Source organism: Caulobacter sp. DMC95 (genome assembly GCF_056313785.1).
The window spans coordinates 329,032-343,080 of record NZ_JBQUZP010000005.1 but is presented as its reverse complement, the minus strand read 5'-3'; the positions used below and the strand labels follow the sequence as shown (position 1 = coordinate 343,080).

General features: G+C 66.4%; 16 protein-coding genes and 2 pseudogenes. 3 read left to right on the top strand and 15 right to left on the bottom strand.

Annotated elements, in window-relative coordinates:
- The 3 genes from ACT53N_RS14365 to ACT53N_RS14355 all read left to right on the top strand — a co-directional run.
- Nucleotides 1–90: hypothetical protein (locus tag ACT53N_RS14365; protein WP_476064534.1), on the top strand; the 90-nt coding region annotated here is incomplete at its 5' end.
- Nucleotides 91–220: 130 nt separating this feature from the next.
- The gene (cydX, locus tag ACT53N_RS14360) at nucleotides 221–340 is read left to right on the top strand and encodes a cytochrome bd-I oxidase subunit CydX (RefSeq protein ID WP_096053660.1); all 120 of its coding nucleotides are present in this window, start codon (nucleotides 221–223) and stop codon (nucleotides 338–340) included.
- Nucleotides 341–501: 161 nt separating this feature from the next.
- A complete protein-coding gene (locus tag ACT53N_RS14355; RefSeq protein WP_096053661.1) occupies nucleotides 502–954 on the top strand; it encodes a chemotaxis protein CheW in 453 nt (150 codons plus the stop codon).
- A 66-nt stretch (nucleotides 955–1,020) separates the two neighbouring features.
- Here ACT53N_RS14355 and ACT53N_RS14350 read toward each other — a convergent pair whose 3' ends face one another.
- The 15 genes and pseudogenes from ACT53N_RS14350 to ACT53N_RS14280 all read right to left on the bottom strand — a co-directional run bounded on the left by ACT53N_RS14350 (nucleotide 1,021) and on the right by ACT53N_RS14280 (nucleotide 14,011).
- Entirely contained in the window at nucleotides 1,021–1,506 is a 486-nt protein-coding gene (locus ACT53N_RS14350) for an ASCH/PUA domain-containing protein (protein WP_476064523.1), read from the bottom strand.
- A gap of 258 nt (nucleotides 1,507–1,764) precedes the next feature.
- A complete protein-coding gene (yihA, locus tag ACT53N_RS14345; RefSeq protein WP_476064522.1) occupies nucleotides 1,765–2,454 on the bottom strand; it encodes a ribosome biogenesis GTP-binding protein YihA/YsxC in 690 nt (229 codons plus the stop codon).
- Nucleotides 2,454–4,301: a membrane protein insertase YidC gene (yidC, locus tag ACT53N_RS14340; protein WP_476064521.1), complete on the bottom strand. Its 1,848-nt coding sequence runs from the start codon at nucleotides 4,299–4,301 to the stop codon at nucleotides 2,454–2,456. Before yidC ends, yihA begins: the two co-directional genes overlap by 1 nt.
- Nucleotides 4,302–4,308: 7 nt before the next feature.
- A complete protein-coding gene (rnpA, locus tag ACT53N_RS14335) occupies nucleotides 4,309–4,758 on the bottom strand; it encodes a ribonuclease P protein component (RefSeq protein WP_476064520.1) in 450 nt (149 codons plus the stop codon).
- 93 nt (nucleotides 4,759–4,851) lie between these two features.
- Complete coding sequence (gene rpmH / locus ACT53N_RS14330) at nucleotides 4,852–4,986, bottom strand: 50S ribosomal protein L34 (RefSeq protein ID WP_004622337.1); 135 nt, start codon at nucleotides 4,984–4,986, stop codon at nucleotides 4,852–4,854.
- Nucleotides 4,987–5,264: 278 nt separating this feature from the next.
- Nucleotides 5,265–6,242 (bottom strand): NADPH:quinone oxidoreductase family protein, encoded by a 978-nt coding sequence (locus tag ACT53N_RS14325; RefSeq protein ID WP_476064519.1) that lies wholly within the window; start codon nucleotides 6,240–6,242, stop codon nucleotides 5,265–5,267.
- Nucleotides 6,242–7,300, bottom strand: a pseudogene (locus tag ACT53N_RS14320) (alpha/beta hydrolase); the annotation flags it as partial. The pseudogene ACT53N_RS14320 and the gene ACT53N_RS14325, both read right to left, overlap by 1 nt.
- 29 nt (nucleotides 7,301–7,329) lie before the next feature.
- Complete coding sequence (locus ACT53N_RS14315) at nucleotides 7,330–7,965, bottom strand: TetR/AcrR family transcriptional regulator (RefSeq protein ID WP_476064518.1); 636 nt, start codon at nucleotides 7,963–7,965, stop codon at nucleotides 7,330–7,332.
- An 83-nt stretch (nucleotides 7,966–8,048) separates the two neighbouring features.
- Nucleotides 8,049–8,300 (bottom strand): DUF2164 domain-containing protein, encoded by a 252-nt coding sequence (locus tag ACT53N_RS14310; protein WP_476064517.1) that lies wholly within the window; start codon nucleotides 8,298–8,300, stop codon nucleotides 8,049–8,051.
- A gap of 127 nt (nucleotides 8,301–8,427) precedes the next feature.
- Nucleotides 8,428–9,804 carry a flavin-containing monooxygenase gene (locus tag ACT53N_RS14305; protein ID WP_476064516.1) on the bottom strand — a complete coding sequence of 459 codons (1,377 nt, stop codon included), beginning with the start codon at nucleotides 9,802–9,804 and terminating at the stop codon, nucleotides 8,428–8,430.
- Between the two features lie 91 nt (nucleotides 9,805–9,895).
- Nucleotides 9,896–10,219: a hypothetical protein gene (locus tag ACT53N_RS14300; protein WP_476064515.1), complete on the bottom strand. Its 324-nt coding sequence runs from the start codon at nucleotides 10,217–10,219 to the stop codon at nucleotides 9,896–9,898.
- A gap of 51 nt (nucleotides 10,220–10,270) precedes the next feature.
- A complete protein-coding gene (locus tag ACT53N_RS14295) occupies nucleotides 10,271–10,846 on the bottom strand; it encodes a hypothetical protein (RefSeq protein ID WP_476064514.1) in 576 nt (191 codons plus the stop codon).
- A gap of 59 nt (nucleotides 10,847–10,905) precedes the next feature.
- Nucleotides 10,906–12,357: a carotenoid oxygenase family protein gene (locus tag ACT53N_RS14290; protein WP_476064513.1), complete on the bottom strand. Its 1,452-nt coding sequence runs from the start codon at nucleotides 12,355–12,357 to the stop codon at nucleotides 10,906–10,908.
- Nucleotides 12,354–12,429: pseudogene (locus ACT53N_RS14285) on the bottom strand (hypothetical protein); the annotation flags it as partial. The pseudogene ACT53N_RS14285 and the gene ACT53N_RS14290, both read right to left, overlap by 4 nt.
- Nucleotides 12,430–12,682: 253 nt before the next feature.
- Nucleotides 12,683–14,011: a PQQ-dependent sugar dehydrogenase gene (locus ACT53N_RS14280; RefSeq protein WP_476064512.1), complete on the bottom strand. Its 1,329-nt coding sequence runs from the start codon at nucleotides 14,009–14,011 to the stop codon at nucleotides 12,683–12,685.
- Nucleotides 14,012–14,049 lie beyond the last annotated feature (38 nt).

Sequence of the window (14,049 nt, the reverse complement as noted above, 5' to 3'; positions counted from 1 at the left end):
ATCGTGCTGGCCTACACCGCCTGGGTCTACAAGGTCCTCTGGGGCCGCAGCACCACGGCCGCCCTGGCCGTCAATCCCGACCTCTACTGATCCGAAGGAGCCCTTTAGCTTTAGAGGGAACCATCTAAAGCTAAAGGGCTCCAAGTGTTTGATTTTCGAGCCTGTTTATCGAGTTTAGATGGAACCATCTAAACTCGACAGGCTCTAAGGAGACGAACCGATGTGGTACTTCGCTTGGATCCTGGGCCTGGGCCTGGCCGTCGCCTTCGGCGTCCTGAACGGCATGTGGTACGAGTTCGGCCTCGCCGACGACGGCGATGAGGGCCTGGACGAGGCCTGAGGCCTGGTCTTCCTGACCCGAATTGAGGGGGCGCGACATTCGAGCGCGCCCCCTTCGTTCACCAATTAACGGTTGTTAAACGCGATGTGGGGTCTTGTGGCATAGGCCCAGAGCGCGTCGATCGCCGCTCCGGGTCGCGTTACTCGAATCGGGGACTCGTCATGACCGACAACACCGCGCCCGCTCTGGAACTGATCTCGTTCTGCATTGGCGAGCAGGAGTTCTGCATCGACGTGAAGACGGTGCGGGAAATCCGTGGCTGGACGCCGGCCACCCCAATCCCGCACGCGCCCAACTACATGCGCGGCGTCATCAATCTTCGCGGCGCGATCATGCCGGTCATCGACCTGCGCAATCGCCTGGGCCTGGGGGTCACCATCCCCGAGACCCGCCACGTGATCGTCGTCGTCGAGTGCCGCGACCGCCTGGCCGGCATCCTGGTGGACGCGGTGTCGGAAACCTTCACCGTGCCGCGCGAGAGCCTGCAGCCGGCTCCGGACGTCGGCGTCGAGGAGCTGCGCTACATCCAGGCGATCATCTCGATGGAAAACCGCCTGATCACCTATCTGCGCATGGACGACGTGTTCCCCGCTCAGGTCAGCGAAGCGGCCTGATCGGTTCGAGACATCGCAAAAGAAAAAGGCCGCCGGGTTCGCCCAGGCGGCCTTTTTCTTTTGCCCTCAACCCTGGCTGACGATCCGCGCCGCCTGGGCGTGGAAGCTGGCCTCGGCCTCGGCGGCGTCGGCCACCGCGCCGTGGCGATCGGCCGCCACGCTCATGTTGTTCTTGGCGTAGCTCTCGGAAACCTTGCGGGCCTCCTGGGCGCGCAGCGAGGCGTTAGCCGAGGCGGTCTCGTGCCAGGTGGCCAGGTCCTTGGCGGTCAGCGCGCCTTCGGCCGGCGCGGTCGGGTGGGTCGGGACGTCGCCGAAGCCGATCGCCACGAAGCCGTGGATGACGCCGCCATAGTCTTCTTCCGACAGCAGGAAGGTGATCTGCCGCTCTTCCGACTGGCCGGTATAGGTGTCGGTGGCGGGGTCGAATTCGCGCAGGACCAGGATGTCGCCCACCGCGAACTCGCGATCGTTGCGGCGGATCTCGAAGCGCTTCTGGCCGGAACGGACGGCGGCGAAGTACTTGGGCCAGGTCTTGAGGTCGTGGCGGTTCATGGCGGGCGGACTTTTCTAGGAAACAGGAAGGCGGGGGTTCTGGCGGGGGAACCCTAGCGTGGGGTTAATTGACGACAGTAAAGCTGTTTGGATCGGATGACGTCTCAAAACATGTGTCATCCCGGCCGAGCACCGGCGAAAGCCGGTGGGAGAGCCGGGACCCAGGGGCGGTGCGCACTGCGTTCCTTCACCCCCTGGGTCCCGGATAGCCTCTGTGAGGCTTCCGGGATGACATCACGTTGGGAGGTGAGGCCTAGATCACTCCTCGATACACAGCCGCACGATCTCGGCGCGCAGTTCCGGCATGCCCAAGCCCTTCTCCGACGACGTAGCCAGCACGCGCGGGAAGGCCGCGGCGCGCTTGGCGATGGCCTTGGTGGTCTCGGCCACGACCTTGTCGACCTCGGCCGGCTTGATCTTGTCGGCCTTGGTCAGGACGATCTGGTAGGACACCGCCGCCACGTCCAGGGCGTCCAGCGCCTCCAGGTCGACCTTCTTGAGGCCATGGCGGGCGTCGATCAGGACATAGACGCGCTTGAGGTTCGGGCGACCGCGCAGGTAGGCGCGGCCCAGGTCCTGGAACTTGTCGGCGACTGAGCGCGAGACCCGCGCGAAGCCATAGCCGGGCAGGTCGACCAGCCGCACCTTCTCGGCCAGCAGGAAGAAGTTGATCTCCCGCGTGCGGCCCGGCTCGTTCGAGGCGCGGGCTAGGTACTTCTGGTTCACCAGGCCGTTGATCAGGCTGGACTTGCCGACGTTCGAGCGGCCGGCGAAGGCCACCTCCGGCAGGTCGGACGGCGGCATGGCGTCCATGCGCACCGCCCCCATGATGAACGAGACCGGCTGGGCGAAGAACACGCGCGCCGTCTCGATCTGCTCGTCCGTGAAATCGGCCGCGCCCGGCAGAAGGACCGGCGGTTCCTTGGGGAGCTTCTGGTCCTCGCTCATCAGGTCGCGCCAGCCGTCTTGCCCTGCAGGCGAGCGATGATCTTGTCGATCGGGTTCTCGACCTTGTAGCGGCGCATGATGATGTACTGCTGGACGATGGTCAGGACGTTCGACCAGCACCAGTAGATCACCAGACCCACGGCGAAGCCCGACAGGGTGAAGGTGAAGATCACCGGGAACCACTGGAAGATCTTCTGCTGGATGGGGTCGCCGGCCGGCGGGTTCATCGCCGTGGTCAGCCACATGGTGAAGCCGTACAGCAGAGGCCACACGCCGAGGTGGGCGATCATCGCGCCGACCAGCGGCAGCGAACCCGGATCCCAGGGGATCAGGCCGAACAGGTTGAAGATCGTCGTCGGATCTGGCGCCGACAGGTCCTGGATCCAGCCGAAGAACGGCGCGTGACGCATTTCAATAGTGACGGTCAACACCTTGTACAGCGAGTAGAAGACCGGGATCTGGATCAGCATCGGCAGACAACCCATCATCGGATTGATCTTTTCCTTCTGATACAGCGCCATCATCTCCTGCTGCTGCTTGGCCGGATCGTCCTTGTGCTTGGCCTTCAGCTTTTCGACCTCGGGCGCGATCTTCTTCATCTTGGCCATCGACTCGTAGCTCTTGTCGGCCATCGGATAGAGGACGAGCTTGAGCACGACGGTCAGCAGCATGATGGCCAGGCCGAAGTTGCCGACCAGGTGGTAGAAGATCTCCAGGATGTTGAAGATCGGGCGCGTGAAGAAGCGGAACATGCCCCAGTCGACGGCGTCGTCGAAGCGCGGGATTTCCGCCTTGGTCTTGTTCCAGAACTCCCAGATCGCGGGCGCAGGATTGGCGCCATACTCGTACTTGCGCAGCAGCGGCACGGTCTTGGCGCCGGCGAACAGGCGGGTGGTCTGGCTGACGGTGGCGCCGGGGTTCAGCACCTGGACCGGGCCCAGGAAGTTGACGTCATAGACGTCGGTGCCCGCCACGTTGGTCACGCGGTACTGGGCCTTGATCGCCTGGTCCTGGCCCGGGATCAGGGCGGCCAGCCAGTACTTGTCGGTGATGCCCGTCCAGCCGCCGACCGAGTCGAAGGACTGCAGCGGCTTGTCCTTCTTCCACTTGCCGTACTTGGCCATCTCCAGCTTCTGGTCGTCGACCCCGCCCAGCACGCCGATCGCGCCCTCGTGGACGATCTGGTTCTTGCCCAGGCTGTCGTGGACGCCCTGGCGCTGGACCGTGGCGTAGGGGGCCAGTTGCAGGCCGTTGGTCCCGTTGTTCTTGACGCTGTCGGAGACGGTGAACATCGCCTGGTCGTCGACGGAGATCACCCGCGTGAAGGTCAGGCCCTGGCCGTTGTCATAGGTCAGCGTCACCGGCGAATTGGGACGCAGCACCTGACCTGGCGCAGCGGTCCAGACGGTGCGGCTGTCGGGCAGGCCCGGCAGGTTGGCGCCGGCCCAGCCGAAATCGGCGAACCAGGCGTGCTCTGCGCCCTCGGGGCGGAACAGCTCGACCGGCGGCGAGTCCTTCTTGGTGGTTTCGTCGTACTTGCGCAGGAACAGGTCGTCGATACGCGCGCCCTTCAGGGCGATCGAGCCCGACAGCGAGGGCGTGTCGACGGTGATCCGCGGGCTCAGGGCCTTGGCGGCGTCGCGCGACAGGCGCAGCGGGGCGGGATTGCCGTTGGCGTCCAGGGTCACGCCGGCCTTGGCGGCCGACTGCTGTTCGGCGGCCTTCTTGGCGCGGAACTCGGCCTCAGCCTTCTTCTGCTGCGGACCCAGGACGAAGAACTGGTACCCGATCAGGATCGCGAACGCGCTGACGATGAACATCAGCGTGTTTTTGTTGTCGTTCTGCATGGAGCGCTTAACCGGAAACTGTGGGATCGGGTTGAGAGGAAGAGGCGGCGTCGTCTTGAGCGCCGTTCGAACGCCGGGAAACCTTGGGTCCCCCGCGATCTTGGTCGGCGGCGAGGCTTATCAGCGCGGTTTTGACATCGTCAAGCAAACGCGCCCATTCGCGTGCGCCCGTGCCCCCTCGGGCGATAAACACATAGTCATGCGAGGGGCGCGCATGAAGGGGCAGGACCAGCCGGGCGGCCTCGCGCAGGCGGCGCTTGGCGCGGTTGCGTTCGACGGCGCCGCCGATCTTCTTGGTTGCGGTGAAGCCGACCCGTACCGTGGGATCGCCGTCGGCGCGCGGACGCATCTGGATGAACACCGCGCCGCGTGACAAGGCCGGGGCCTTGGCGGCCAGCAGGAAGTCGGGGCGCTTGCGCAACCGCTCGAACTTCAGGGTCTGCGGGGTTTCAGCCATGAAAAAAGCCGCCTTTCCGGCGAGAACCTGAGGACAGGTCTGTGGAAAAGGCGGCTTTGATCATCGTCTCGCCTCCCGAGGGAGGAAAGAGAATTAGGCGGTCAGGCGCTTGCGGCCCTTGGCGCGGCGACGCGCGACGACCTTTTGGCCGTTCTTGGTGGCCATACGCGCGCGGTAGCCGTGACGGCGGGCACGCACGAGCTTCGACGGCTGGAAGGTGCGCTTCACGACGTGGCTCCGAATAAAAAACGTTGAACGCGGGCCGGGTGGCTCGCGAGTGAGGCGCGGTGGATAAAAGAACGTCGCGGGGATGTCAACCTGAGTCGGTTGAAGGGGTTAGGGGAACTCCGACTAAACCCCTCACCACCCGATCTCCCCGGCGAATGCCGGGGCCCAGATCCATCCGGGTGTTTTGGAATGATCCGAGATGCGGCCGTTTCAACCGTCCAACACATGTGGGTTCGATCTGGACCCCGGCGTTCGCCGGGGAGGTCAGAGGGAGGGGGCTAAGGAACGATCACCGCCTTGCCCACCACCTTGCGCTCGGCCAGCAGGTCGAACGCCTCGCGCCAGCGCTCCAGCGGCAGCTCGGCATGGACATGCGGTCGGATCACGCCAGTATTGGCCATCGTCCAGATCGCCTCGGCGTTGTCGCGGCCCTTCTGGGGGAACTGGCGACCGTATTCGCCGGCGCGCACGCCCATGACCGAAAAGCCCTTGATCAGCGGCATATTGACCGAGACGTTGGGGATCCGCCCCGAGGTGAAGCCAATCACCAGCAGTCGCCCGTCGAAGGCGATGCAGCGCACGCTCTCGTCGAAGACGTCGCCGCCGACGGGGTCATAGATCACGTCCGCGCCGTGGCCGCCCGTGATGGCCTTTACCTGCTCGCGGAAGCCCTGGGTGACGTTCACGGTCGCATCGGGGGCGTAGAGGGCCTTCACCTGCTCGAGCTTGGTGTCGGAGGCCGAGGCGGCGATCACCCGTGCGCCCAGGGCCTTGGCCAGGTCCACGGCCGCCAGACCCACCCCGCCGGCCGCGCCGTGCACCAGCACCCATTCGCCGGGCTCGATCCGCGCGCGCCGCACCAGGGCGACATAGGCGGTGAGATAGGCCGCGCCATAGGCGGCGGCTTCAGCGAAGGACAGCCGCGCAGGCTTGGGCTTCAGCGCGCTGGCCGACAGCACTGCGTACTCGGCGAAACCGCCCAGCCGCGCGCCGCCGACCACGGCGTCGCCGATCGTGAGGCCCGTCACGCCTTCGCCCAGCGCCACGACCTCGCCGGCCAGATCCAGGCCCGGTGTGAAGGGCAGGGGCGGTTTGAGCTGATACTCGCCGCGCGTCATCAAGAGATCGGGGAAGTTGACGCTGGCGGCGCGCACACGGACCAGCGCCTCGCCGGGTCCCGGCGTCGGCGTCGCGACCTCGCGGATCGCGCAGCCGGCGTAGTTCGGGGCGAGCTCCTCGACGACGAGGGCGCGCATCACAGCGTCCGCTGCTCGAACATCTCGCGCACCAGCCAGGCGATCTCGCGGCAGGCGTCGTCGGCGGCGGGGATCGCGCCGGTGAAGGCGGTGAAGCCGTGCGCCAGGCTGTCGTAGCAGCGGTAGCTGACCGGCACGCCGGCGGCCTTGAGACGCTTGGCGTAGCCCTCGCCCTGGTCGACCAGCGGGTCGAAGCCGGCGGTGGCGACCACGGCGGGGGCCAGGCCGGTAAGGTCGGCGGTCTTGTCCGGCGACAGGCGCGGATCGGCCGGGTCGGCGTCGGCGCCGATATAGTGGCCCATGAACCAGTCCATGGTCGCGCGGGTCAGCGGATAGGCGTCGGCGTAGGTGGTCATCGACGCGGTTTCGCTGGCGACGTCCACGGCGGGATAAATCAGGATCTGGACGGCCGGCTGCGGCTCGCCCTTGCGCATCATCTCCTGGGCGACGATGGCCGAGAAGTTGCCGCCCATGCTGTCGCCGCCGATGGCCGGCGGAACGGCCGCCGCGCCGAAGCGCGCGGTGTTGTCGCGCGCCCAACGATAGGCGGCCAGCACGTCCTCCAGGCCCGCCGGGAACTTGTGGTCCGGCGCCAGGCGGTAGTCGACCGAGATCACTGTGGTGCTGCAGATGCTGGACAGGATCGAGCAGAAGGCGTGGCAGGTCTCCAGGTCGCCGATCACGCCGCCGCCCATGTGGGCGTAGACGATCAGCGGGGCCTTCGCGTCCGTCTGGGGCGGGCGATAGGCGCGGCAGGGGATCGGGCCATTGGGGCCTTCGATCGACAGGCTCTCGGTGCGCACGCCGGGCTCCAGCGGGCCCTGGACGGCGGCCAGGCCCTTGGCGCTGCCGGCCACGGCCTCGGCCGGCGAGAGGCTGGTCATCGGCGGCAGCTTCTTGGCCGCGTTGGCGAAGAACTGGAAGCGCGGGTCCAGGGTGCGCCCGCCCTTGTAGACGACCCCGCCGCCGGACATCGCCCGCAGGATAGGGCTGGGCAGGGACAGGATCAGTTTCAGGATCGTCTTCTGGGCGGCGTCGGATGCCATGGTTTTCCCCCCACGCGTTGGTGGCTTTGTTGTCGTTGCGGCTAGAGTCTCGGCAGAGCGGGAAGACCGCCCAGGATCAGGTGAACGGCGAAGTCGGCCGCGCTCTCGGTGTCGACGGGACGACGCTCCAGCATCTTGTCGCCAATCTCGCGGGCCACGGCGATGCAGGCGGCGGTCAGGTAGTCGAGATCAACGGATGGCGTGTGCTCGCGCGCCAACACGCGGGCGAAAGCTTCCCGGACCTCGTCGAAAACGGCGACCATCTCGGGCGTCGAGCGAGCGTGCGGCAGCGGCTCGCCCGGCGGCCGATCCAGGCGCCAGGCCTCCTGCTCGATGGCCACAAAGTTGAAGTAGGCGAGGATCGCGCCGCGCAGGAACGACTCAAAGTCGGTTGCCTTTTCGGACTCGGCCCGCAGCAGCGGCCGGAAACGCCGCGCGCCGTCGTCGGCCAAGGCGTCGAACACCTCTTCCTTGGACTTGTAGTAGTTGTAGAAGGTGCCTGAGGCTAAGCCCGTGCGGCGGATGATGTCGCGCACCGTGGCGGCGTCGTAGCCCAGTTCGCCGAACACCTCGCGCGCCGCGTCCAGAATCGCCTGGCGATTGGCGGTCTTGGTGCGTTCCCGCTTGCCCGGTCGCTGGTCGATATGGGGCTTGGGGAAATAGGCGATGTTCGACATGGAAAACGACTCAGGATCGGGACGATCGTGACGCCCCGTCATGATCGTGGCCCCAATCCACCTTGCCGAGCAAGCCCCTTCGCTCACAACGGCTTCACCGGCTGTTCGATGTCCCACACCGCCTCGCTGATCGCCTCCAGCTTCTCGCGGTACAGGGCGGCGGCGTCGTGGAGGCCCTGGTTGTAATAGTAGGGGCCCAGCCGTTCGCTGACGAAGTCCAGCAGGAACTCGGCGTCGAAGCCTTTCACCTCCAGATCAAGCTCCGTCCGTAGGTAGTCGGAGAGACCGCCGACCAGCTTGGCGCGGGTGTCCTTGTCGAAGGTGATCTTGGGCATGGGGGAGTCCATCTTTCAGCGTGTCATCCCGGCCGCAGCGTAGCGGAGAGCCGGGACCCAGGGCAGCCGCAGTGCGCTGGCCCCTGGGTCCCGGATAGCGCTGCGCGCTTCCGGGATGACACCTTTCTTATTCAGCGGCCAAGACCTGGCCCTCCGCCCGCGCCGGCACCGGCAGTTTACCGCCCGCGCTTCGAGCTCGGGCCTCGCCCTTGGCGATCTCCTTCTTCAGGTCGGCGCAATAGACGTTGAAGTCGACTTGGATGGTGTGCCGCGCCGAGTCATAGAAATGGCCAGTGTGGCGATGCTCGTCCTTGGCCGTGATGCGGGCCATCTCGGCGGGCGGCGGCGGGGCGTACTTTCCGGTCAGATAGGCCGCCGCCAGCTTGGCCTGCTGTTCGGCGAAGTTCACCAGGGTCGGCAGGGGCTGGGCCAAGCCCATATAGAAGAGGTTGGGGATCTCCGGCTTCATCATCCGCTTGAACAGCGGCAGGCGGTGATCAGCGTCGGGCAGCAGGGCCGGGTCGTCGAAGAACGGGAAGCTGATCTTGTAGCCGGTGGCGAAGATGATGGCGTCCACCTGTTCGACGCTGTCGTCGGCGAAGCGCACGTATCTGCCTTCCAGCGCCTTGATCGCCGGCTTGAACTTGATGTCGCCGCAGCCGGCGCGGGTCAGGAACTCACCCGAGACTGACGGGTGGGCCTCCAACGGCTCGTGGTCGGGCTTGGGCAGACCGTAGTCCTCCATCCGGCCGATGGTCTTTTTCAGCACCGAACGCGACAGGGCCACGCCCAGCTTGCGCGGCACCCAGGCGGGCAGGGCGGATTTGTCGGCGGGCTTGCCGTTCAGATATTTGGGGAACACCCAGACCCCGCGCCGGGCCGAGACCCAGAGGTTCTTGGCGATCGGCCGTTGGGAGAGCTCGCTGGCGATGTCCATGGCCGAGTTGCCCATGCCGACCACCACCACGTTCTTGCCGCGCATGTCGACGGGGTCGAACGGATCGCAATAGGCGTGGGCGTGGAAGGCCGGGCCGTCGAACTCGCCTGGATATTCCGGCACGCGCGGGTCCCAGTGGTGGCCGTTGCAGACGAACAAGACGTCGTATAGCCGAGTCTCGCCGCTCGCCAGCGTCACCGCCCACAGGCCGTCGGCGGTGCGCTTGGCGCTCTCGACCTTGGTGTTGAAGGTTATCGTCGGACGCAGGCCGAAGTGATCGACATAGTCCTTGAAATACTGAAAGAGCTGCGCGTGATGAGGAAAGTCCGGCCAGTCCTTCGGCACGGGGAAGTCCTCGAACGCCAGCCGCCACTTGCTGGTGTCGATATGCAGGCTCTCGTAGCAGGCCGATAGGCCGTTGGGGTTCTTGTAGTACCAGTTGCCCCCGATCTCGTCGGATATCTCAAAGCAGTCGTACGGGATCCCGTAGTCCTTGAGCCGTTTGATGGTGGTGAAGCCGCTGCAGCCCGCGCCGATGACGCACGCCTTGGGAAGTTTCGCGGACATTCCACCCTCCTGACTTATCGTTGTTCAGGTGAGCGTATCAGCGTTATCCGATGCGGCAAGCGGCCGTTGGGGAAGGGGGCGCTTTTGCGTCCTACCGCCCGAACCGCGCGGGGGAATAGGTCGCCGTGCAGGCGGCGTTGCACTGGGCCCAGCGGCCGCCGCAACTGTCGTCGTCGCCAGTCGAATGGCAGAAATAGAGCGTCCGGGAGCAGGTGGTCTTGCACTGCTGCACGTCACCGCCGGGGCGGCCCACGGCCAAGGGGATCGGCGGGGGAAGCACGAAACTTGGCGGCGCGATCGGCGATTGGGCCGCCGGAGCGGGCTTGGATTTCGACGTGGGCGCGTTGGTCGTCGGACCCGCCAGGGCGGAGCCGGCGATCGCCAGGATCATCAGGGCCAGCGGAGCGCGACGCATGACGGAAGGCTAGCCCAACAGGGTAAATCGCCGATTAACCCTGTTGGTGTCTCACGGCAGCGGCGGGCAGTCCTCGTCGCGGTCTTGCAGGCCCGAGCAGCGGACGGCGCCAAGGTCACGCACCCAGCCCGTCTGGCCTGAGGCGCGCTTGACCTTGACCCAGTTGACGGTCGCGGGCGCGCCGGGCGGCTTCGGGTCCCAGGCGATGAGGGCGTAACCCGGTTCAAAAGTTGGGTCGGCCCATTCGACAGACTGCCCCGATCGCCACAGCGTGCTGAAGCCCTCGCCGTCATAGTGGATGTTGTAGACGACGTCGCCCTTGGCCAGGACGGCGCTCTGGGTCTGCGGGTCGATGACGACGCCCCGCACGGCGACGCGGTGGACCTGCAGATCAACGCCCTCGGCCCATTCGCCGGCCTTCAACGCGCCAATGCGGCGCGCATTGGGCGCGGGGCGATCATAGATCGACGCCTTGCGCATCCACTGCATCTTGCCCCACAGCGAGCAGCTCTCGCCCTCGCAGGTGTCGGAGACGTAGACGCCGTTGGTCAGCGGCGGCGGGATGTTCTTGACAGGCGTGGCCAGCGTCGCCGCCTGCAGCGCCATCACAAGGACATTGACCCACATCGCGCGCTTCTCCCCGAGCGTGACCGTTCGGGGAGACTGCTACGGTCGGCGCCGTTCTGTCACCCCCGCAGCATCTCGCGACCCGCCCAGACGCTGTGGGTGCCGCTGCTCAGCTTGTGGGGCAGGGCGATGCGGCAGACGACCTCGAAGCGCTTGGCGTCGACGATCAGGCACTCGGAGGTCCCCTTGTTTTCGTCGATGATGAAGCTGACCAGATAGCCGTCGTCCTCGTCGACCGCGCCGACCTTGGGCGCGAACGGCGCCTCGCTGGCGTAGCGGCCCTCGGGCAGGGTGAGCGACCAGCTTTCGCCGGTTTCCAGGTCGTGCTTGACGAAGCCGTTGAACAGGAACCAGCCCGGCTTGGCGGTGGTGGAATAGGCGTAGCGATAGGGCTTGCCAGCGTATTTCTGGTTGAACATGCCGAACTCCAGCACCCGATCGTCCAGGTGCTTTTCGGTCGTCTCGCCGGTCTTCAGATTGAAGCGCCAGCGGTGCAGCTTCGGCAGGAAGCTGTGTTCGTCCAGATAGGCCATCAGGTGGCCGTGGCCGTCGGGCGCGCCCTCAAGCGGGCGCGGGATCGGCTTTTCCTGGAAGTAGCCGTCCAGCACCACCTCGTCGCCGTCTTCGTACGCATTCAGCCAGTGCAGCACATAGGTCGGCTCAGCCTCGAACCAGCGGGGCTCGCCGCCCTCGCGCGGCACCAGCGCAAAGCGGCTGGGGACGCCCTTGTGCAGGCGCACCGCATGGATGTCGCGGGCCATCAGCTCCTGGTCCCAGAACACCGGCAGGTCGTTGAGGATCGCGTATTTGGACGAGAACGCCATGTCGTGCGGCAGGCGCGGACCGGGCAGCGGCACGCCCTGATAGACCTTGCGCTTCCCGTCGGCGTCGACCACGCCATAGTGCATGTAGGGCCAGGCCTTGGAGTAGTTGAAGAACATCAGCTCGCCGGTGGCCTCGTCGACCTTCGGGTGGGCCGAGACGCCTTCCAGCGGCGCCCAGCTGGCCACGCCCAGGTTCTCCAGGGTCAGCGGGTCCAGCCGGTAGGCCTCGCCGCACTGGTAGAAGGTCGCGATCGCCTCGCCGTTATGGACGACGATGTCGGTGCTGGCGCTGTCCTTCAAGGACCCGTGGGCGCCAAAGCCTGGACGCTTGGAGACGCCAGGACCGTCCATCAGCCCGCCCCACAGGCCCTCATTCACTTCCTGCTCGGCCTCGAAGCAGCGGGTGCGGACGAAGCGGTTGCGATAGGTAGCCTGCCCGCCCTTGAACTCGATCTGGTGGATCATCCCGTCGCCGTCGAACGGGTGATAGCGGCCGACCGGGTCGTGCACCGGGTTTTCTGTGTTGCGCAGATAGACGCCGTCCAGGTCGGCCGGGATCGCGCCTTCCAGCACCTCCAGGTCCCAGGCGTTGACCTCCTCATGCTGCGGCGTCCAAGGGCCGGTCATGTAGGGATGGTTGGTCGGCCCCAGCGAGGTCCGCACGGGCGGCAGGCGTTCGACTTTCATGGGGGGATCCTCCGATTTTGGGCGGAGTGTACGGCTAGTCAGTCTTGTTGTGCAAGTTTCCCTTTGGGGCGGGGTCTGGTTTCTGGGCAGGGGCTTGGGCCCGCTTCCGACCCGAGGGGGACGCTTGGAAAATCCTCCCCCCAGAGGGGGAGGAGGCCGAAGGCCGGAGGGGGAGGTGCTACCGAGCTGGCTTCTTCCCCCTCCGTCGGCTTCGCCGACACCTCCCCCGCTAGGGGGAGGATTTGGTCCACAGCCCCACCCATTCCAGAACTTCATTCCGTCGCCCACCCGCGCATAAAGCGCGGGATGATGGAGCCCCGTGAGTCTACTGCCCCGCGCTCACACGCCAGACCACGTTCCCCACGTCATCGGCCACCAGCAGCGCGCCGGTCGTATCCACCGTGACGCCCACCGGCCGGCCTTGCGCCTTGCCGTCCTTGTCGAGGAAGCCTGTCAGGAAATCCTCGACCCCGCCCGCCGGCTTGCCGCCCGCGAAGGGGACGAACACCACCTTGTAGCCGGCCTGCGGGTTGCGGTTCCACGAGCCGTGCTGGCCGACGAACACGCCGTTCCTGTAGCGAGCTGGGAAGCTGGCGCCGGTATAGAAGCTCAGCCCCAGCGAGGCGGTGTGGGCGCCCAGGGCGTAGTCGGGAACGATGGCGCGCTCGACGAGGTCGGGGCGGCGGTCCTTGTCCTTGATCCGCTTGTCGACGTGCTGGCCGAAATAGCTGTAGGGCCAGCCATAGAAGCCGCCGTCGCGGACCGAGGTCATGTAGTCGGGCACCAGATCATTGCCCAGCTCGTCGCGCTCGTTGACCGAGGTCCACAGCTGGCCATTGGCCGGGTTCCACGACAGGCCCACGGGATTGCGCAGGCCCGAGGCGAAGACGCGCTTTTGGCCCGTCGCCAGGTCGACCTCGAGGATCGCCGCGCGGTCGACCTCGTTCTCCATCCCGTTCTCGCCGACATTGCTGTTGGAGCCGACGGATGCGTAGAGCTTGGTCCCGTCGGGGCTGGCGATGATGTTCTTGGTCCAGTGGTGGTTGATCGGCCCGCCCGGCAGGTCGGCGATCTTGCGGGGGCCGTCCGAGATCGTGGTCGCGCCCTCGACATAGGGGAAGGCGACGATGGCGTCGGCGTTGGCGACGTAGAGCGTGTTTCCGACCAGGGCCATGCCGAACGGCGAGTGCAGGTTGACCAGGAACGGGGTCTTGAGGTCGGCGATCCCGTCGCCGTCCTGGTCGCGCAGCAGGCTGATGCGGTCGGCGCTGGGGACGCCCGCCCCGGCCTTCTTCATCAAGGTGGACTCGGCGAAGGCGCGCAGGCCCTTGGGCTTGTCCTGGCGGGCGGGCTTGTTGCTTTCAGCCACCAGCACGTCGCCGTTGGGCAGGACCAGCAGCCAGCGGGGGTGGTCCAGGCCTGTCGCGAAGGGCTGCACGGTGAAGCCGGCCGGCGCGCGCGGCTTGGCGTCGCCGGTCCAGCCGACGACCTTGGAGATCTTGACCGTCGGCAGCAGGCTGCGGCTCGGCTCCGGCAGGGTCGGATTAGGGCCGTAGCCGACCGTCGTGTTCGGCGCGCCCGGGCTCTGGCCGCAGGCGGTAAGCGTGCCGGCCGCCGCGCCGATGATCAAGATTTCGCGAACCTGTCGACGCATGAGCGCTTCTCCCCTTCAGCCTGCGTTCAACGCGCGTG